This window comes from Aminobacter sp. 01T433 (assembly GCF_056398585.1).
The window spans coordinates 28,528-46,871 of sequence record NZ_JBFTPR010000013.1 but is presented as its reverse complement, the minus strand read 5'-3'; the positions used below and the strand labels follow the sequence as shown (position 1 = coordinate 46,871).

25 protein-coding genes and 2 pseudogenes are annotated in these 18,344 nt (G+C 58.4%); 15 read left to right on the top strand and 12 right to left on the bottom strand.

Features of this window, described 5'->3' with window-relative positions; genetic code table 11:
* Positions 1-124 precede the first annotated feature (124 nt).
* The 3 genes from AC1DLV_RS21170 (at position 125) to AC1DLV_RS21160 (ending at position 1,860) form a co-directional block, all read left to right on the top strand.
* The gene (locus AC1DLV_RS21170) at positions 125-496 is read left to right on the top strand and encodes a hypothetical protein (protein WP_476801952.1); all 372 of its coding nucleotides are present in this window, start codon (positions 125-127) and stop codon (positions 494-496) included.
* Positions 497-605: 109 nt separating this feature from the next.
* Complete coding sequence (locus tag AC1DLV_RS21165) at positions 606-971, top strand: hypothetical protein (protein WP_476801953.1); 366 nt, start codon at positions 606-608, stop codon at positions 969-971.
* 289 nt (positions 972-1,260) lie between these two features.
* On the top strand, positions 1,261-1,860 hold the full coding sequence (locus AC1DLV_RS21160; RefSeq protein WP_476802002.1) for an SOS response-associated peptidase family protein: 600 nt from the start codon (positions 1,261-1,263) through the stop codon (positions 1,858-1,860).
* A gap of 164 nt (positions 1,861-2,024) precedes the next feature.
* On the opposite strand, the gene AC1DLV_RS21155 is transcribed toward AC1DLV_RS21160, so the two are convergent.
* Positions 2,025-2,201 (bottom strand): nucleotidyltransferase family protein, encoded by a 177-nt coding sequence (locus tag AC1DLV_RS21155; protein ID WP_476836241.1) that lies wholly within the window; start codon positions 2,199-2,201, stop codon positions 2,025-2,027.
* A gap of 310 nt (positions 2,202-2,511) precedes the next feature.
* On the opposite strand from AC1DLV_RS21155, the gene AC1DLV_RS21150 reads away from it, so the two are divergent.
* Positions 2,512-3,069, top strand: a complete 558-nt coding sequence (locus tag AC1DLV_RS21150) for a cysteine peptidase family C39 domain-containing protein (protein WP_476802004.1) — start codon at positions 2,512-2,514, stop codon at positions 3,067-3,069.
* 686 nt (positions 3,070-3,755) lie between these two features.
* Here the strand turns inward: AC1DLV_RS21150 and AC1DLV_RS21145 are convergent.
* Complete coding sequence (locus AC1DLV_RS21145) at positions 3,756-4,013, bottom strand: hypothetical protein (protein WP_476801954.1); 258 nt, start codon at positions 4,011-4,013, stop codon at positions 3,756-3,758.
* 251 nt (positions 4,014-4,264) lie between these two features.
* Between AC1DLV_RS21145 and AC1DLV_RS21140 the strand changes: the two genes are divergently transcribed.
* Both AC1DLV_RS21140 and ligD read left to right on the top strand, forming a co-directional pair.
* Positions 4,265-4,501: a hypothetical protein gene (locus AC1DLV_RS21140; RefSeq protein WP_476801955.1), complete on the top strand. Its 237-nt coding sequence runs from the start codon at positions 4,265-4,267 to the stop codon at positions 4,499-4,501.
* Between the two features lie 67 nt (positions 4,502-4,568).
* Positions 4,569-4,733, top strand: a pseudogene (gene ligD, locus AC1DLV_RS21135) (non-homologous end-joining DNA ligase LigD); the annotation flags it as partial.
* A gap of 110 nt (positions 4,734-4,843) precedes the next feature.
* Here ligD and katE read toward each other — a convergent pair.
* The gene (gene katE / locus AC1DLV_RS21130; RefSeq protein ID WP_476801956.1) at positions 4,844-6,955 is read right to left on the bottom strand and encodes a catalase; all 2,112 of its coding nucleotides are present in this window, start codon (positions 6,953-6,955) and stop codon (positions 4,844-4,846) included.
* A 282-nt stretch (positions 6,956-7,237) separates the two neighbouring features.
* Between katE and AC1DLV_RS21125 the strand changes: the two genes are divergently transcribed.
* The 6 genes and pseudogenes from AC1DLV_RS21125 (at position 7,238) to AC1DLV_RS21100 (ending at position 11,692) form a co-directional block, all read left to right on the top strand.
* A complete protein-coding gene (locus tag AC1DLV_RS21125; RefSeq protein ID WP_476801957.1) occupies positions 7,238-7,420 on the top strand; it encodes a DUF3606 domain-containing protein in 183 nt (60 codons plus the stop codon).
* Positions 7,421-7,589: 169 nt separating this feature from the next.
* Complete coding sequence (locus tag AC1DLV_RS21120) at positions 7,590-8,087, top strand: YciE/YciF ferroxidase family protein (RefSeq protein ID WP_476801958.1); 498 nt, start codon at positions 7,590-7,592, stop codon at positions 8,085-8,087.
* A 162-nt stretch (positions 8,088-8,249) separates the two neighbouring features.
* Positions 8,250-9,179 carry a hypothetical protein gene (locus AC1DLV_RS21115; protein WP_476801959.1) on the top strand — a complete coding sequence of 310 codons (930 nt, stop codon included), beginning with the start codon at positions 8,250-8,252 and terminating at the stop codon, positions 9,177-9,179.
* Between the two features lie 178 nt (positions 9,180-9,357).
* Positions 9,358-10,466, top strand: a pseudogene (locus AC1DLV_RS21110) (extracellular catalytic domain type 1 short-chain-length polyhydroxyalkanoate depolymerase).
* A 269-nt stretch (positions 10,467-10,735) separates the two neighbouring features.
* Complete coding sequence (locus AC1DLV_RS21105) at positions 10,736-11,047, top strand: PepSY domain-containing protein (RefSeq protein ID WP_476801960.1); 312 nt, start codon at positions 10,736-10,738, stop codon at positions 11,045-11,047.
* A 27-nt stretch (positions 11,048-11,074) separates the two neighbouring features.
* A complete protein-coding gene (locus tag AC1DLV_RS21100; protein WP_476801961.1) occupies positions 11,075-11,692 on the top strand; it encodes a hypothetical protein in 618 nt (205 codons plus the stop codon).
* A gap of 56 nt (positions 11,693-11,748) precedes the next feature.
* Here AC1DLV_RS21100 and AC1DLV_RS21095 read toward each other — a convergent pair whose 3' ends face one another.
* The 3 genes from AC1DLV_RS21095 to AC1DLV_RS21085 form a co-directional block, all read right to left on the bottom strand.
* The gene (locus AC1DLV_RS21095) at positions 11,749-12,108 is read right to left on the bottom strand and encodes a hypothetical protein (protein WP_476836232.1); all 360 of its coding nucleotides are present in this window, start codon (positions 12,106-12,108) and stop codon (positions 11,749-11,751) included.
* Positions 12,109-12,349: 241 nt separating this feature from the next.
* A complete protein-coding gene (locus tag AC1DLV_RS21090) occupies positions 12,350-12,814 on the bottom strand; it encodes a pyridoxamine 5'-phosphate oxidase family protein (protein WP_476801963.1) in 465 nt (154 codons plus the stop codon).
* 179 nt (positions 12,815-12,993) lie between these two features.
* Positions 12,994-13,371 (bottom strand): COG4315 family predicted lipoprotein, encoded by a 378-nt coding sequence (locus AC1DLV_RS21085; protein WP_476802005.1) that lies wholly within the window; start codon positions 13,369-13,371, stop codon positions 12,994-12,996.
* Between the two features lie 228 nt (positions 13,372-13,599).
* On the opposite strand from AC1DLV_RS21085, the gene AC1DLV_RS21080 reads away from it, so the two are divergent.
* Positions 13,600-13,986: a hypothetical protein gene (locus AC1DLV_RS21080; protein WP_476801964.1), complete on the top strand. Its 387-nt coding sequence runs from the start codon at positions 13,600-13,602 to the stop codon at positions 13,984-13,986.
* Positions 13,987-14,004: 18 nt separating this feature from the next.
* On the opposite strand, the gene AC1DLV_RS21075 is transcribed toward AC1DLV_RS21080, so the two are convergent.
* From AC1DLV_RS21075 to AC1DLV_RS21050, 6 genes are all read right to left on the bottom strand, one after another.
* Positions 14,005-14,250 carry a hypothetical protein gene (locus tag AC1DLV_RS21075; protein WP_476836231.1) on the bottom strand — a complete coding sequence of 82 codons (246 nt, stop codon included), beginning with the start codon at positions 14,248-14,250 and terminating at the stop codon, positions 14,005-14,007.
* 16 nt (positions 14,251-14,266) lie between these two features.
* The gene (locus AC1DLV_RS21070; RefSeq protein WP_476801965.1) at positions 14,267-14,542 is read right to left on the bottom strand and encodes a DUF1488 family protein; all 276 of its coding nucleotides are present in this window, start codon (positions 14,540-14,542) and stop codon (positions 14,267-14,269) included.
* Positions 14,539-14,865, bottom strand: a complete 327-nt coding sequence (locus tag AC1DLV_RS21065) for a hypothetical protein (RefSeq protein WP_476801966.1) — start codon at positions 14,863-14,865, stop codon at positions 14,539-14,541. The genes AC1DLV_RS21070 and AC1DLV_RS21065 overlap by 4 nt, the downstream gene beginning before the upstream one ends.
* On the bottom strand, positions 14,862-15,098 hold the full coding sequence (locus tag AC1DLV_RS21060; protein ID WP_476801967.1) for a hypothetical protein: 237 nt from the start codon (positions 15,096-15,098) through the stop codon (positions 14,862-14,864). Before AC1DLV_RS21060 ends, AC1DLV_RS21065 begins: the two co-directional genes overlap by 4 nt.
* 160 nt (positions 15,099-15,258) lie before the next feature.
* Positions 15,259-15,534 (bottom strand): hypothetical protein, encoded by a 276-nt coding sequence (locus AC1DLV_RS21055; protein WP_476801968.1) that lies wholly within the window; start codon positions 15,532-15,534, stop codon positions 15,259-15,261.
* On the bottom strand, positions 15,531-15,791 hold the full coding sequence (locus tag AC1DLV_RS21050; protein WP_476801969.1) for a hypothetical protein: 261 nt from the start codon (positions 15,789-15,791) through the stop codon (positions 15,531-15,533). Before AC1DLV_RS21050 ends, AC1DLV_RS21055 begins: the two co-directional genes overlap by 4 nt.
* A 515-nt stretch (positions 15,792-16,306) precedes the next feature.
* Between AC1DLV_RS21050 and AC1DLV_RS21045 the strand changes: the two genes are divergently transcribed.
* Both AC1DLV_RS21045 and groL read left to right on the top strand, forming a co-directional pair.
* A complete protein-coding gene (locus tag AC1DLV_RS21045) occupies positions 16,307-16,621 on the top strand; it encodes a co-chaperone GroES (RefSeq protein ID WP_476801970.1) in 315 nt (104 codons plus the stop codon).
* Positions 16,622-16,661: 40 nt separating this feature from the next.
* Complete coding sequence (gene groL / locus AC1DLV_RS21040) at positions 16,662-18,296, top strand: chaperonin GroEL (protein ID WP_476801971.1); 1,635 nt, start codon at positions 16,662-16,664, stop codon at positions 18,294-18,296.
* The last annotated feature ends 48 nt before the right edge of the window (positions 18,297-18,344 follow it).

The window sequence follows — 18,344 nt, the reverse complement described above, 5'->3', positions numbered from 1 at the left end:
TCTATCTGCCCCTGAACGGTCCGATACTGGGGGCGTGGATAGTCCCTTAAAACCTACTCTAGAGGGAACCTGGAGGGTCCTCGTTGCATTTAGACCCATGAGCATAACAACAGGAGTGGATAAGATGCGTAAGATCCTGATCGGTTGTGCGCTCGTTGCCGGCATGGGCGTTGGGTTGCCTCTGCAAGCTTCTGCGCAGGACATCCAACTTGAATTTGGTCGCGATGGACTGCGCCTGAATCAGGGCTGCAACCCGCGCAACGAGGATTGCAGTCAGGACGGTTACCGCGATGGCTACTACCCCGACAATCGCCGCAGTATGCAGCCGACTTGCACCGAGGGCCGGGCGCTCGACAAGGCCGAACGCATGGGCATACGCCGTGCCCGCATCACGGATGTCGGCAGACGGACGATCGAGGTCTTAGGCCGCGACCGCTACGGCGATCGCATCTATGTCACCTTCGGCCGCGCGCCGAGCTGCCCGGTGTTGAGCTAGTCTAAACTCTTGCACCGGGGGGCGTGACGCACCAGGCCGGCGCGTGACTCAGCCGCGTTCCGTGCGGAAGGGCCTAAGCCAGCGCAAGCCACCACCAAGGAGCGCACCCATGCCAAGCCTGAACATTATGATTGCCTTCGTTGCTGCGATTGCCACCTTCCCCGTCGCCTCCAACGAGCCGCCCACTCAGCAACAAACGTGGGAGTCAACGGATCCTGCATTGGGACCGAACCAGACCTATACGGATGTGGTCGTCGTTGAGTTCGAGAGCCTGTCGGGGCCGACGAAAAGGGAAGTGGAAGCCGTTATCGCAGATACGAACGCTGATGAGTTGCAAGAATTGCAATCACTCACCGGCGACTCGCGCCAGGCACTGTTCACGCTTGCGGCGGCTGGGCTGAATCCCACGCATGTGTTAGCGGCTGGGGTTACGTCTGAAGGTGTTTTGACGTTGGTCGTCCAACAAACCGCTTAGCTGGTCTTGCCCGCAGGCATCGCCGCGTCCGCACGGAACGGAAAAGTCTGGGGATTGCGGGAAGCTACAAGCTGCCCATCGAAAAGACGCCTAGCTTGATGTCCCACGGCGCGACAGGGCACGTTTGGCCTATGTGCAACCTCTACAACATCTCCTCGACCCAAGATGAGCTGCGTGGCCTGACCAAGGCCTTCGACGATATCGCCGGCAACCTTGAGCCAACGCTTGACGTCTACCCGGGCAGAAACGGGCCAGTTGTGCGCAACTTCGAAGGCGGCGGCAATTGGCGATGCTCAACTGGAGCATGCCGACCTCGGCCAAGGTGATGTTGGACGCCACGAAGAAACGCGCGCAGAAACTCCAGGCCAAGGGCAAGCCGGTCGACTTCGACGATCTGCTCAAGAAAGAGCCCGACAGCGGCGTCACCAATATCCGCGCCACCACAAGCCAACACTGGGCGCCGTATCTCAGTATTGAAAATCGCTGCGTTGTTCCGTTTTCCAGCTTTGCCGAGCCGAGCCCGCACGAGAACGACAAAGACCCAGACACAGGCCGGCACCGCAATTTCTGGTTCGCGTTGAACGACAGCCGCCCGCTTGCCGTCTTTGCCGGGCTATGGACGCCCTGGCGTGGCGCCCGCACCATCCGCGACGGCGCGCTCGATTGGGAGGTTTACGCCTTCCTGACCACGGACCCGAACAGCGTCGTCAAGCCGATCCATCCCAAGGCCATGCCGGTCATCCTCACCACTGCCGACGAGATTGAGATGTGGCTGACAGCGCCATGGTCGGCAGCAAAAGCGCTACAACGTCCCCTGCCCGATGAATTGCTGACGATCGTCGACAAGCCGGCTGCTCCCGCTACCGCTGAAGTGCAAATGTCGTTCTGAGGATTGAATGGCAAGACCGCCCAAGCGCCAGGAGACCTATCCAGACCGCGGCATCGATTGCCAGGAGGCGGCCGACGAAGCATTTCGCAACGTTTGGAGGGCGTAGCGTGGAAAGTACCCAGATAACGATAGGAGAGAACAAACAGGGGGGCAGTTGTGCGGCGTTAGCTCGGCGAGATTTTAAGCATAGGATATCGTTGCAACCACTGTTTATCAGCCAGTCTTTGCTGGAATATTGGTCGCTTTTGGGAAGCGAAGCGAGGGGTTGGCCTCAAGCGTAGCGCAAACAGGTCATCCAGGCCAAACGGCGCCAGATTCGCGCCTGATTTTTCACGGACCAGTCGAGCGCCGGTAAGCAGAGGCGCAATTTCCGCTCGATGCTCACGTCGGTTTCATAAGCGGGTGATTTCCTCTGGCAGCAGGCCGCACAAAGCAGATCGCCGAAAACTCTGGTCCTTTCGGATGGAGCGCGGGCGGCCTAAGTGTTCTGCCCCTGTTCACGCCAACCGTTGTTCAGCGGGAAACCAACGCGACGCCCTCCTTTACAGTGGCCTTTTAAACTGAGCCTGTTGTGTACTGATTCACTTTTCCAACCCTCCAAGTGAGCCAACGGAAGTCAAGGATCTAGAATGCCAACGAAGAACGTGCCGTATTTCAGTCAATGGAGCGGTTGCCTTGCTGGATGATCCGCTTTGGCGTCAATCCGGAGCGCAGACGGTTGAGGAATACGCGCATTGGGCGGTAAACCTCTGCGGCATGGCGTGCCTGAAGATGATCCTCGCAACGCGGGGCGAGAATTACCCCACGCTTGAGCTTGCCCGCGCCTGCACCCAGCGCGGCGGTTATGTCGTCAGTGAAGACGGGGCTTCCATCAAAGGGCTAATCTACGCACCGTTTGTCGAAATGGTGTCCAGCCGTTTCGGGCTGAAAGCGGAAATCATGACCGGTGTCGAGGCGACCGCCATTCCGGAGCTTCTTTCACGATGGCAGTTTTTCATGGCCTCTGTGCACCATTCCATCCGCTGGCCCGATCAGAGCCCTCCCTCAAAGGGCGGCCATCTGGTGCTGATAACGTCATCAGCCTCTCCGCAAGCTCTCCGTTTTCATAATCCATCCGGCCATGATCAAGCCAGCCAGGCAGACGCCGTTCTGCCGCTCGATGTCTTCGATCGGTTCTTCGCCGGTCGCGGGATCGCCGTGAGTTTGTAACGCCGCCTTAAAAGCGCTCAATCGGCGGGAAGCAACGGGACGAACTCTGTGGTCATGGACGGCCGTACCGTGCTCATCGACCCGCAGGCCCGCAAGGTCATACAGATAATTGACTGACCGGCTCGCGCTCTGATGCAGTGTGCCAGCTTCAGAGCGCGCCTTAGGCCGCTTCCTTCGTCGCCGACAACGGCTACCTAAGCACCCAGATCGAGATCTCCTGCCCTGGGCCTACATCGCCGTTCCAGAGCTCAAGGCTGTGGCCTGAGAACACCGCTGACCTTTAAGTTTGACAAGTGTTCTATATCGGCGAAATCAAAAAATTAGCTCCAAAACCGCCCAATCCCCGCGCGAGGGTCGGAAAGGTAACCTGTGGCTGGGTCCGTTAGCCACAAAGGCGGGACAAAGCCTTCGGCGCTTTTTCAGGCGACCAGGCTCGCGAGAGACACCTTGAGTGACAAGGACATCCCGTCGCCGCGCCAAGCCCTTTCGATACTCCCGTCAAGACCGCGCAAGGCCGCTTTCTCGAGAGCCGTGCCGAAGCCGTCACGGTCTTGCGGCCGTTTCCCCGACGACCGGTGCCGAACACTCCCTGAGCTGCTCTTCGAAACGATTGCAACAGTTTAGGGGTGCTTCTTGCCGCGGAGGACCACGAGCCCGCCCCGGCTCCATTGGATACAAAAATCCGGCTAAACTGCGTAGGGTGCATCGGCCCAGCCATTGACCTGCTTGGGTCCAGTCGGCGTCTCGAAAATGATGGGCCTTCCGGTGACCTGAGCACGATCCAGCACCGCGCTTTGGATATCTTCGAGGGCAACGTTTTCGCCTGGATTTTCATTTTGCACTCGCGCCGCAATCTCAATCACATTGATTGGATCCCCGCTTTTGCGCGCTTCGGCAATGGCCGACGAAATTCGTTCCATCAGCAATGAGGAGATTGTGTGCATTTTTCGACACCTTTGTTACGTCGCCGATTTTCCTCTCATTTGTGCAAATTGGCAAGGTGCGCGCCAATAAAATTTAATGAAATCAAATAGTTAGGCAAGTAAGCCGAATGAACACGAGAGGCGGAGTGAGCCACCACCTCCTGTTGGCCGCTTCCCCTTTAGCTAGTTGATATCTGTCTTGACGAACTTGGCTGTTAAATCCACATTATAGTCACTTACTCATTCAGCACATCAGTACCAGAGGTGTCGCGATGGCAGAGCTCGAACGCGGTGAACGCCTGCAGATCATGCTGAACGGCGAAGAACTGTCGGCAGTTGAGGATTTCCGCTTCCAAAAAAGAATGCCCAGCCGAGCAGCAGCGGTTCGCGAGCTACTACGGCGCGGTCTTGCGGCCGAAGGTTTTTTGTCGGCGGAAGTCGGTGTGAAATCTCAGGATTTTGGCGTTTTGGCTCCGAACGCCAACGGCGGGTCTTCAGATCCTGCTTGACGAGCTGATCACTTCCCCGGACCGCAGCCTCAAGCAGCGTCGATAGCCGGGCCAATTTGCGTCAAGCCGCGGTGACGCCATGGCATCGGACAGCCCAGATCGTTTCGTGTCGACGACTACCAAATCCAAGCGGCGCCGCAGTATTCTCATCTACCTTCGCAATCAACGGGGCGCGACAGCTGCCGCACCCTACTTCCGGGCTCAACCCGGGGCCACCGTGTCCATGCCATAGCCTGGGAGGAACTGAATTCCACGCTCCGACCTGCATCTGGTTCTGAACACGCCGTCGCGGTTTGCCTCCTTGAGAACCAATCCCTGAGGAAAATGCCGTGTGGTGCGCCCCTATAGGCTAACTCTCGGTTCTCTTGCCCAAAATCTAAGAGCCCCAAGTTTTTGAACGAAGGCTGCGACGTCGCCACGACTCCCGATCATGTGTATGCCCTCATCAAGATCGTCTCCGATCCCAGCCTTCTCCATCAAGGGCCAGGCTGCTTCGACATAAGCGATAAACTTGCAGTGCGCGAAGGCGTCGGCAACAAAGTCCCTCGCAGGTGCCACATCGGACAATTGCTGCCCACCCTCCTGCGAAACCACAATGGCCACAGCGTCAAACAGGACGGAGGGGCCGCCGCCAATCATGTGTTTGGCATCAATCCAGTTTCCGCCAGCGGCCTCAGCACCACCGACCTTGGGCGCAATCACCTCCATGGATGCACCTTCCTTCGCTAGCTCCGAACGAAGGCTATCTAGAAGACTGGCGTCTGCCCCGTCGCTCACCAGTACCCCCACTTTGCGGCCTTCGAATCTTTGGGGGCCATTTTCGATGATGCTCAATGCTGGCGATGGCGGAAGATCATCGCGAACCTCCACCGCCGAATCTGCGGGTGGTGGGAGATCTTTGATACCCAGCTGCTCGGCGACTGTGGCCCCAAGGCTCTCATCGATGTTAAGCAAATGGGCGACCATCCGATCCCGGATCGTCGGGTTTTCCACCTTGCTCAATTCAAAGGTCAGCGCATTGGCGATATGGCCTTGTTCGGTTGCGTTTTGGCTTTTGAAGAACTGCCGTGCCTGGCTGTAATGGTCGGCGAAGCTTTCAGCACGTATCCGCTGCTTCGGCCCTTGTTCGACATCTTCGAAGGATCGGAACCCGCGCTGTGGCGATTCACGCGGGCCATCGCCCCACGAGTTCGGCTGGTAATTTGCGCGACCGACAGGATTGCGCATCGCCATGTGCCCGTCCTGCTGGAAGTGATTGAACGGGCATTTCGGCGCGTTGATCGGAATGTGAGTGAAGTTGGTGCTGCCGAGCCTCTTGAGCTGGGTATCCAGGTAGGAAAAGTTGCGGCCCTGCAATAGCGGATCATTGGAGAAGTCGATGCCGGGCGGCACGTTTTGCGTCATGAACGCGACCTGTTCGGTCTCGGCAAAGAAATTCTCCGGCATGCGGTCCAGGACCAGGCGTCCGACCGGAATGGGTGGCAGCAGTTCTTCCGGGATGAGCTTGGTCGCATCGAGGATATCGAAGTCGAAGCTATCGGCAAAATCCTGGTCGAAGAGCTGGAGTTGGAGTTCCCACTCGGGGAAATTGCCGGACTGGATCGCGTCCCACAGATCACGGCGGTGGAAATCGGGATCTGCGCCATTAATCTTGACGGCCTCATTCCACACCACTGACTGAAGCCCAAGCTTCGGCTTCCAGTGGAACTTCACGAAGGTCGATTCATCTTTGGCATTGACCATCCGGAACGTATGGACGCCGAAGCCCTCCATGAACCTGAAGGAGCGCGGGATCGCCCGGTCGGACATGACCCACATGACCATGTGCATGCTTTCAGGGGTCAGCGATATGAAGTCCCAGAAGTTGTCGTGTGCGGATTGCGCCTGGGGGAAGCCGCGATCGGGTTCCGGCTTCACAGCATGGATGATGTCGGGAAACTTAATCGCATCCTGGATGAAGAACACGGGGATGTTGTTACCAACAATGTCCCAGTTGCCCTCTTGGGTATAGAGCTTGACCGCGAAACCACGAACGTCGCGCGCCAGATCAACCGAACCTTTGGAGCCCGCGACCGTCGAGAAGCGCACGAAGGCTGGAGTCTTTTCTCCAGCACGTTGGAAGATGTCGGCACGAGTGTATTTGGCCAACGACTTGTAGGTCTCGAAATAGCCATGCGCGCCGTAGCCCCGGGCATGCACTACGCGCTCAGGAATGCGCTCGTGGTCGAAATGGAAAATCTTCTCACGGAAGTGGAAGTCTTCAAGCGCCGTTGGCCCGCGTGCGCCAATCTTCAGCGAGTTCTGATCGTCGGCCACCGGACCACCCTGGGCGGTGGTGAGCACCGGGGTATCGCCTTCAGCGAATTGATGCAGTTCGCCCCCTTCGCCGCGCTGAAGCTTCTGATCATGGATCGTTGCCACTTTTCCGGACGAGCGAGTCGATGATTTGGCCATGACTTCTTCCTTGGACATTGAGGGCTGTTCGCGGTTCCCCCGCGCATACGTCCACAATGCCTTGCCAAGGCTACGGTTCCACGGGTCTGCCTGCACGAACCTGGATCAGATCCGCCACCAACGACAATTGGGATCTTATTTTAATCGAAAGCTCAGGCGGTCAGTTCGACGAGTTTCTGAAGATGGCGACCGCAACGTCACTCACGAGATCTGTCGATTGCGCTGGCGGGATCGATCTAGGCAACTTGCGCGTTTCAGCCTCTTCTAACGAAGGAGGCCACAGTGCCAGACGACCCTATGAAGACCAAGGAAGACCGAAAGCTCATATCATCGCAGGAGTATGAGATCGAGGAATTTGCCCACAAATATGACCTCATGCGCGGTGAGGCTGCGGCGATGATAAAGCGCTACGGCCCGTCACGGAGCAAGCTTGACGCCATAATCGCTCAGCGGCCCCATGGCTGATGGCCGACTCCCGTATCATCGAATTTCCCCGTCCCCTCAAGAATCATGGCGCGAGAGCGCGGGTAGCCTTTCGGTGGAACCTTTTACCTTGCCGCGCGCTTCTGTCTTGCTCTTTCACGTCCCCGTGAAGCGCACGCGCACACAGATGCGCACCTAAAAGGACCCCCTCATGGCTACCGATAAAAACCTGGAAATGCTGTTTCACGACACGTTGAAGGACATCTACTATGCCGAAAAGAAGATCCTGAAGACCCTCCCGAAAATGGCGCGTGCGGCGCAGTCACCTGAACTCAAGGCCGCATTTACGAAGCACAAAGACGAGACCGAGGTACACGTCGAGCGCTTGCAGCAGGTGTTTGAACTGATGGGCAAACGCGCCCAGGGCAAGACCTGCGACGCCATCGAGGGCATTGTTGCTGAAGGTGAAGAGATCATTGACAACTTCAAGGGCATGCCTGCCATCGACGCCGGTTTGATCTCGTCCGCCCAGGCGGTCGAGCACTACGAAATTACCCGGTACGGAACGCTGAAGCGCTGGGCCGAAGTGCTCGGAATGCGCGACGCGGCCAAGCTGCTTGGCCAGACCCTCGCCGAGGAGGCCAAGACTGACGAAGCCCTGACCGGGCTCGCAGATTCCTTCGCAAACGAGATGGCCAAAGCGGCCTGACCCCTTCCCAGCCATCGTGACCACGCCTCGATGGCTGGCTCCTACTCCCTTCTTTTCCTCTGAGAGGAGGCCCCTATGGGACGCGGTATCTTACTTTGGCTGCTCGGCATTCCAATCCCGATCATCATCCTCATTCTTCTCTTCGCTCGGTAGGAGACTCCGATGCAAACAAACGTATCCGCACTGGACGTTTCCACACCGATCGAATCCTCCATTCCAGCCGTCAGCTGGGCTCCCGTGCTTGCAGGCGCTTTCACGGCGGCCGCAACCACGTTGATCCTGATGTTGCTTGGCTCCGGGCTCGGGCTGACAATGGTCTCGCCTTGGTCCGCCCAAGGCGTTTCCGCCACCACCTTCGCGGTCTCCACGGCCATCTGGCTGATCGTGGTCCAATGGCTCTCGGCTGGGCTGGGCGGATATCTGACTGGCCGACTGCGCACCAAATGGGTCGGCATCCATACTGACGAGGTCTATTTCCGCGACACCGCGCACGGTTTCCTTGCCTGGGCCTTGGCGACTCTTCTTGTCGCCGGCGTCCTGGGTTCGGCCCTTTCAGCAGCTGTCGGCGGTGGCGTCCAGGCAGCGTCGAATGTTGCCTCGGGCGCGGCGATGGGCGCTGCTGCAAATGCGGGGTCGCAGACCACCGACAATGCAACGTCGTACTTCGTAGACACGCTGTTCCGACCATCGGACCCAGCCAGGCTAGCTTCTGCCAATGCGACCGACGAACAAGCTTCAATGCAGGCGTCTCGTATCTTGGTGACGAGTGCTGCGTCGGGTGAGGTCTCTGCGGAGGACCGCACCTATCTGTCGCAATTGGTTGCCGCACGAACCGGTTTATCAGAAGCCGATGCCCTGGCGCGCGTCGATGCGATCGTCACTCGTGTCAATGAAGCCAAGGTCAAGACCCAGGAGGCCGCAGATACCGCACGCAAAGCAAGTGCCACATTTGCACTCGTTACCGCACTTTCGCTGGCGATCGGTGCGTTCATCGCAAGTGCTGCTGCCGCATTGGGCGGCAAGCAACGGGACGACGACGAGACGCTCTACCTGTCGGGTCGATCAGAGCCTGCCGGACGTCGAGTTGCTTAAACACCGGATGAAATCTCATTCCTCTGCAAGGCCTGTTGAGTAATCTCGGCAGGCCTTTCATTCGCCGGCTAGGCCGACAACTCTGCAGAGGCTTTTATTGTGCACTGCAGCAACGATATGTTTGCACCGGCGTTGTGTACCGCGCTGTCCCGTCCGGACGCGGAAACAGGATGCTCCCATGAGAAACTTGTCGGACACGATTTCACGCCTTGCAGCTCACCGCCTACAGCAAAAAGCCCAAGCCGCGTCGCACAACGACGACACGCTCTCGGATCTGGTGAACTTCGGAGCGAATCCCGGCGCGCTACGAGCCAAAACATACATCCCCGAAAATCTGTCCGCTCACGCCCCGCTCGTTGTAGTTCTGCATGGCTGCACTCAGACAGCAGCGAGCTACAACCATGGCTCAGGCTGGTCCAGTCTCGCTGACAGCGAAGGCATTGCCCTGCTTTTCCCAGAGCAGCAGCGCGCCAACAATGCCAATCTGTGCTTCAATTGGTTCGAGCCTGGCGACATGAGACGCAACGGCGGCGAGCCTCATTCGATCCGGCAGATGATCGAGACGCTCGTCACAACCCATGGGCTTGATCGCAGACGGATCTTCATCACTGGACTTTCCGCGGGTGGCGCAATGACGTCGGTGATGCTTGCGAACTATCCAGAGGTGTTCGCGGGCGGCGCGATCATCGCTGGATTGCCCTACGGCAGCGCCAACTCCATCCCGGAGGCGTTTGACCGCATGCGAGGGCACGGCGCGCCTTCAGAGGGCCGGCTCCAGTATCTGGTGCGCGCCGCGTCACCACACGCGGGACCGTGGCCGACGATCTCTGTCTGGCACGGTTCATCCGACAAGACCGTGGTTTCCTCAAACGCAGACGACATCGTCGCGCAATGGGCGGCCATTCACGGAATCCCCAACGGGTCCATGCCATCCGAGACGATGGTTGATGGCCATAGCCGGCGCGCGTGGAAAGACAGCTCGGGGCAGGACGTCATTGAGCAATACGAAATTGCCGGAATGGGTCACGGCACGCCCCTGGCTGCCAAAAAAAAGAAGTCGGCCAGGAGACGTTGGGGGCAACCGGCCTTTTCATGATTGAGGCCGGGATCTCATCAACGCGGCGGATTGCGCAATTCTGGGGGATTGCAGAGCAGCAGTTGCCGAAAGGGCTCACGACCGAGAGGACCCTAGCAACATCGAGAGGGTCAAAAAAGGAAGGGCCGCCGTCAGATGGCATAAGGAAAGTGATTGAAGACGCGCTCCGATCTGCAGGCCTGATGCGATAAGGGCATCGCGGTCAGCTCTTCCTGTACCGACTAATCCCGACAACACCTTCCAGCCGTTCAACCAGCTGCGCCAAATGTGCCTTTCACCATTTAGGGACTTGAAGCCACCTCAAGCCGTACAACCTTTGGTAGTCCATTTGTTTTCTGTCTATAACTCGCATATCCGCGAGCAAGCGCACGATCGGTGATATTACATATATCCGAATTTTTTGGGAACTATTACAAACCAAAAAGGTTCTTCTATCGACAATAGTCAAGGAGAACCTACAGTGAAAAAGCTAATACTTAGCGCGGCGTTCCTCGCCGCTACGGCGCTTTTTGCCCACGCCCAGACCCAGCCATCAAGCGACGTTCAGACACCTGCTATCGTCACTCCGGATTCTGCGAATCCAACAGCGCCAGTAGAGGGCGCAAACAGCTTCACTGAAGCCCAAGCCAAGGAGAGAATCCAGGACGCCGGGTTCCAAAATGTGTCGGCGCTGGTGAAGGCCGAGACAGGGATCTGGCAGGGCAAAGCCACAAAAGACGGCAAGGAAGTAGTCGTTTCGCTCGACTACCAGGGCAACGTCGTAGCGCAGTAACCCCTACTCTCTTGAAGGATGACAATAATGGTAAGTGTGACAGGACTGTTTGACAATCATTCGGACGCAAAAGCTGCGGTCGATAAGCTGGTGCAAGCTGGCATTCCGCACGATGATATCGGCTTGGTTGCCAGCAATGCAGATGGCTCTTACGACAACCATGCCTCCGACACAGCCGACGCTGCGGGCAAGGGAGCAGGCATCGGCGCGTTGGTTGGCGGCGCAGGCGGATTGCTAACCGGGCTTGGCGTTATGGCTATCCCGGGCGTCGGGCCAGTGGTGGCAGCGGGGTGGCTGGCAGCGACTGCTGCAGGCGCTGCGGCCGGTGCACTCGCGGGTGGCGCGACCGGAGGTCTTATCGGAGCGCTGACTGATTCCGGAGTGCCGGATGAAGACGCCCATGTCTATGCGGAAGGGGTCCGCCGTGGCGGGACACTCGTTACCGCGCGCGTCACGGAAGGAGCCGAGGAGGACGCTGCCCGGTCCATCCTTCAAAACTCCAATTGGGTGGATATCAACCAGCGTCGGGCAGCCTATACCGAAGGCGGTTGGACCGCATTCGACGAGACCGCTGACCCATTCTCCCCTAGAGAGATCGAAGAAGAGCGCCGACGCTACGCAACGCGTATTCCCCCAGTCGTCTGACACACATCTTCAGAAGCGTCAGATTGAGCGTAACCCGCCAGGTGAAAACGGGCGGGTTACTCTTTTCTTCCGCGGTGCACGACAAACGGTGATGTCGTAGTGAGGTCAACGCGCTCCTCGGCCTGCGCCAGCAGCGCATTCACGCAACCCCGCAGCCGTTGCTCCTCATCTGCCGTGCGATCCAGATACTCGCGTGCACAGATCAGTCCCTGGAAAAGAACCGTTGTCTCGACAACATCCGCGCCATCGTGCTTGCGTCGGAAGCGAACGGTGTCGCCGGTACAGCCGTTGATAAAATGCGGGAACATGCCGTGACAGCGTGGAGAGCGCTCAAGCAAATCGAGCATTCTGTGCAACCGGCTTAGGGCTTCGACGCGATCAATCCAGCCGCGCTCGATGGCAACCACGACGGCCATGATCCCGAAGCCGGAGCCTCCAATCGCAACGAGATCGTTTAGCCTATCGCCTGTCGTCTTCAGCCGGTCCCGCGCGAGGCCGCTGACTGGATGGGCCCCCTCCCAGAAATAGCGCACAGTCTGCCGCTGCACCATTTCGAGCAGTGTGTCATCGCAAGAGACGTATCTGGCGAAAATTCGGGCATCCGAGGCGAGTCAAGAATCACAAGACAGTCTGAAGGCAGTCATAAGGCGCTCGCACTTAATCGGACGGCTCATCTTCGTCGCGCGCATGCCTACCGGTGATGTTCTCGATCTTGATCCTGTAGAATACCAGCGGCGAAGCGGTTCCGTTTGAAGCGGACCCGGGTTTCAGGCTTCCGGGCTCCCACCAGTTGGCATGCTGTTCAAGTAACGACCAGGCATGCGTCCGCTCACGCTGCCATTGTGGGGTCTCCGGCAACTCCTCAAACAGTCCGTAAACGACGACGCTGCGCCATTGTCGATTGGCGCCCAATTCGTCGACCTGGACGCACACATGAGCATTCTTTCGCATCCAGTCGATCTTCTGGCCTGGCATGGCAAAACTGTAGAGATGATTGTCGGAAAATGCGTAGTGGCAAGGCACCAGATAAGGCTGGTTGTCCTTGACACAAGCCAGCCGGGCTAGCCGGCAGGACGACAGTACGGCGATACTTTCCTCGCGCGTCATCTCGTGAACGACCATGACTGCCCTCCTGGGCTAACGCATCGGTCCGAAAAAATCGATTTTCGGAAGCGCGATGCGTAGGTTCAAAGATGTAGGTATGGCGCGTTCTTTGCGAAAGAACACATGGCGCTCCAGGACACCACCTCATCTCGACGTCAAACGGCGGCGCCCTTGGAGACGCCCCCTGCAAATGATGGTTAGCTGGCCTTGGCCATATGCCAAACGCCGCCAATGCCTTCACCGTTCATATCGCCGGCTTTCTTGTCCTTGGCATAGGTGTAAAGCGGCTTTCCGTCATACGCCCACATCTTGGTGCCGTCGGTGCGGTCAACCACTGTCCACGCGCCTTCGGCCTTTGCCTTGGCGTCAGCCTTGAGGGCTGGCCAGGTTGTGGCGCAGGCATCATAACAGCTTGATGCGCCCGCCTTGTCCTTGTCGAACGTATAGAGCGTCATGCCCTTCACAGTCGTGTAGATTTCATCTTTCGGTGTCTTCGCCAACATTGCAGGTTCGGCTGCGAAACCTATTTCGGCCGTCATAAGTACAGCTGAAATTCCCAATGCAATGCGCTTCATATCCATATTCCTTGTTTATTGGTGGGCGACAAATCACCGCCAGAAACACAACGGCTGTTTGGGGGATTCCGTTCCGATATTAGAAGAATTATTTACTTCTTCAATAAATTAACTTTCGGTGGACGCAGGTACCGTAAAGGCGCATGGTCGTTTGTCGGCCGCTCATCTCAGGGCGCGGCTGATTGAGGGCGGCCATCGAGCCCTAGCCCCAATCGAAAGGAGGACGCCATGTCTTCCAACTATCTGACATCCGAAAACATGAACATGATCGGACGCCTGCTTGCCGAAATCCGGCCACGTAGCTCCAGGCCCGACGCCGATCGGGAAACTGCGACAGCACGATTCCTGGTAGAGAGCTTCCAAGGTGGAACAAAAACCATCGACGGCCTCCGCAGGCGGCTGGAGAGCCATGCCAGCCAGCACAGCGTTAATCGATGGGACGACAAGGACGGGACGGTTGGGAAGCCCCCAGCACCAGAACGTCTGATGCTGTGGTCAGTGGCTTCTAAGCCCCTGAAGCCTCGACACGACGAAGCTGATCGGCAGCATGTCAGCGACACCGTTGGCACGCGCCGGCGCGCAAGAGATATCCACGAACGCAACCGTCTCATTTAGACCGTCTGCTGGCGATGTTTACAATGGAAGTGACCCGTGATGGCGGTCTTGCATCAGCGCGGCCTTGAACTGCTCGTCCAACTTCTCGATGCGGCGAATGAGCCGCACTCTCTGAGCAAGCAGGAGATGTAAGCCATGCTGCGTGAGACGTCTCGGGTTCTTGGCGATCTGCTGGCGCGCGACATGCCTACGTCTCGCATGCACGATGAGGCGCGCTGACCTGCCGCATCCAGCGCCCATGACCGAGAAGCGGTTCTCGGTCATGCACCCAAGCGCGCCGCTATCGGAAATCGGCGGCTGTCAAGGTGTAGTAGGTGCGACGCCCGTGAGAATAGGCCTCGCGTGCGACATCGTGGATCGACCTACGCGCCGCATCGAAGGCCGTCAGGCACTCTGCCTCTGACAGTTGCGTTCTGCCTGACTTGGCGCCCGCTTTCGCCAGTGCACCGGCCTCGATGAAGAATGGCACTTCGAACATGCCGTCATGGCCGATGAAGCGGACAGCCTTTTTGGCTTCATCGAAACTGCGGCTCGGATTGAGAAAGGCTAACGTCATGTGTTGCCTGCTATGTTGCTGTTCAGCCCAAGTGCGGCCAGCCTTATCCGCTCCTTGCGGCGACCGGTATTGCGAAGATTGAGGGACATCATCCCATCCGTCGCATCCGACCGGGTCAGGCCGGTCATCATCTGGCCGCCGACAATCGCCGGAATGCCGGTGAAGACATGATAGACGGTCCAAGAGCGATCCGGTTCAATGCGCCGCCCGAACTGATGATGGATACCATCGCGGCTGGGCGCGCCGCCTTCATTTTCCCAGATGCAGATCGCGGCAGCATCCTGTCTGCGTTGGACATCGTTGCTGCGTGCATTCATGGTCATGGCCTTCCTTCAGGGAGTGCGTCGGTATCGATAGGTCCGGAATAGAGGATCCTGCCATTCGCATCGGCGATCGTCATGGCATCCGGTCGCTGCGGCAAATCGAGGGTTTGCGACAAGCGCCGCGCGATCTCGATCGCGCCCTCGACATCGGCGGCTTCGTTAGTCTCGCGGCCCACGACCGCATGCGCGTCATCCTTGCCGCGGGTCCGATAGAATTCGATCGCGATCTTCATCTGCAGCCCGACTCCCGAGCATGGCCGTCAGCGCTTGCCGCCCGGGACCGCTTTTGCGGCGAGCTTAATCTGGCTGCCGAACGTGCTTTCTGGCGTCGGTGAGGCTTTCACCTTTGCCTGCTTGGGCTTTCTGATCTCGCGGCTGCTGCGCTTTTGGCCCTTAGCCATTGCCGAAAGTCCTTTCGATGAGATCTGCGCCATTCCGGGCCAGCGACGCGCCGATCAGCTCGATGCTGTCTTCGGTCGTCACGCGCTCATGGCGCTCTTCTTCGTTGCGGATGCGGTACTGAGGGGAGTTTTCCCTCGGCGGCAACGTGGCGGTAATGCGGTAAGGCGACATGCCGGCCCCAGGGACGGTCTGCCCCACCGCGAAGCGATGAGTTGCCGGGTCACGCCGGGTCGGACGGTTGCCTCGCATGATGTATGTCGCGGTCATGATTGTCGGTCCTTTTCCAGCGCCGCTTCCAGGCCTGCCGGATCGATCGGTACCATCTGTTGCTTCGTGCCCTGCACAGCGATCGCCGGCAAATGGATGAAGGTACTGGTCCGCAGCCAAGCTAGCCGGGAGATGCCCTCGATTGAGTCTTCGTCGCTGTCGATCCGGTAGTCTCCGGCCGATTGCGGCGCATCGAGACCCGCGAGCGAAAACGCGGATGTAAAGCGGGCGACGGATTGTGTGGTGCGACTGGTCATGGTTGCGTTCTCCGCAAGGATGGCGCGGGATGCGCACTCCCTGCATCGTTCCGGCCCGGACCGGAATGTCGCACGCGCTGCCAGTACATCCGTGGTCAGCGTCAGGCTTCATTCAGGTTCTGGCCGAGCGACAGGACTGCCGGATCGGCACCCTGTATTCGCTGTCGAGAATTCGGTGGAGAATGGCGGGTCCAGGGTCTCTGACACCGCGAAAAGCCAAGTCGGCCAAATCAACGAGTTCAACATATACGCCATTGCCGGAATTTTTTCAATATGAAATATTAATTTCTTGCGAGGGAAACAAATCTTTATCTTTATATCTTAAACATTGAAATCCGCTTCCAATCTATTTTCCATTCGAATGGGCAATAATTTTTACTATCGCCACTACGTTATATTTTGAAACAATTTCAGACATGGCCGGTAATTATTTCTGGCACTCCTATCAATCGAGTGCCAATGACGCCACATATATGACGCGGCCGCCCTACGCGCCGACTGCAGAAAGAACCTCTATGAAATTCCGACCACTTCACGACCGCGTCGTTATCCGACGCGCCGAAGGCGACCTCATATCCAAAGGCGGCATCATCATTCCCGACAATGCCAAGGAAAAGCCGCAGCAGGGCGAAGTGGTTGCAGTAGGACCGGGCTCGCGCGACGAAAGCGGCAAGCTGATACCGCTTGACGTCAAGGCAGGCGACACCGTGCTGTTCGGCAAATGGTCGGGTACCGAGGTCAAGATCGACGGTGCCGATCTCCTGATCATGAAGGAGACCGACATCATGGGCATCGTCGACAATAGCGAAGCGGCCAAAAAAGCGGCCTGATCAGGCTGTGCGGTCTCAAGAACGAACTGGACGAAAAATCATGTCTGCCAAGGAAATCAAATTTTCCACCGATGCCCGCGACCGCATGCTGCGCGGCGTCGAGCTGCTCAACAACGCCGTCAAGGTGACACTTGGCCCGAAAGGCCGCAATGTCATCATCGATCGCGCCTATGGCCCGCCGCGCATCACCAAAGACGGCGTCACCGTCGCCAAGGAGATCGAGCTTTCCGACAAGTTCGAGAACATGGGCGCGCAGATGGTGCGCGAAGTGGCCTCTAAGACCAACGATCTCGCCGGCGATGGTACAACCACAGCAACCGTGCTCGCCGCCTCCATCCTGCGCGAGGGCGCCAAGCTGGTTGCAGCCGGCATGAACCCGATGGATCTCAAGCGCGGCATCGACCTTGCGGTCGCGGCCGTCGTCAAGGACGTCCAGGCGCGCTCCACGAAGGTCAAGTCTTCCGACGAGATCGCCCAGGTCGGCACGATCGCTGCCAATGGCGACGCAACCGTCGGCGACATGATCGCCAAGGCGATGGACAAGGTCGGCAATGAAGGCGTCATCACCGTCGAGGAGGCCAAGACCGCCGAGACCGAACTCGACGTCGTCGAGGGAATGCAGTTCGACCGTGGCTACCTCAGCCCCTATTTCGTCACCAACACCGACAAGATGCGTGCCGAGCTGGAGGACCCCTACATCCTCATTCACGAAAAGAAGCTTGGCAATCTGCAAGCGATGCTGCCGATCCTCGAAGCCGTGGTGCAGACCGGCAAGCCACTGCTGATCATTTCCGAGGACGTTGAAGGCGAAGCGCTGGCAACGCTTGTCGTCAACAAGCTGCGTGGCGGTCTGAAGGTCGCCGCCGTCAAGGCGCCGGGCTTCGGCGACCGCCGCAAGGCGATGCTGGAAGACATCGCGATCCTGACCGCCGGCCAAATGATCTCAGAGGATCTCGGTATCAAGCTCGAAAATGTCACCATCGACATGCTCGGCAGGGCAAAGCGCGTGCTTATTGACAAGGATACGACCACCATCATCGACGGCTCCGGCGACAAGGCCGGCATTGCGGCGCGGATCGCGCAGCTGAAGATGCAGATCGAAGAAACCACCTCGGACTACGACAAGGAAAAGCTGCAGGAGCGCCTGGCCAAACTCGCTGGCGGCGTTGCCGTCATCCGTGTCGGCGGCGCGACCGAGACCGAGGTCAAGGAAAAGAAGGACCGCATCGATGATGCGCTGAATGCCACCCGGGCTGCCGTTGAAGAAGGCATCGTTGCCGGTGGAGGCGTGGCCCTGCTGCGCGCCAAAGCGGCATTGGAAACACTTGTCGGTGCAAATGCCGATGTGACAGCGGGCATTTCGATCGTGCTCAAGGCGCTCGAGGCTCCCATCCGGCAGATCGCCGAGAATGCCGGCGTCGAAGGCTCCGTCGTCGTCGGCAGACTGATGGACAGCGACGATACCAACCTGGGCTTCAACGCACAGACGGAAACCTATGTCGACATGATCAAGGCCGGCATCGTCGATCCGGCCAAGGTGGTGCGCACGGCCTTGCAGGACGCTGGCTCGATCGCAGCCCTGCTGATCACCGCCGAAGCCATGATCGCCGACGTTCCGGCGAAAGACGCGTCCAACGGCGGCGGCCCCGCCGGTATGGGCGGAATGGGTTACTAAGCGACGCCTAAACCATCCGGCCGCCACGCGGCCAGATGTGACTGCCCA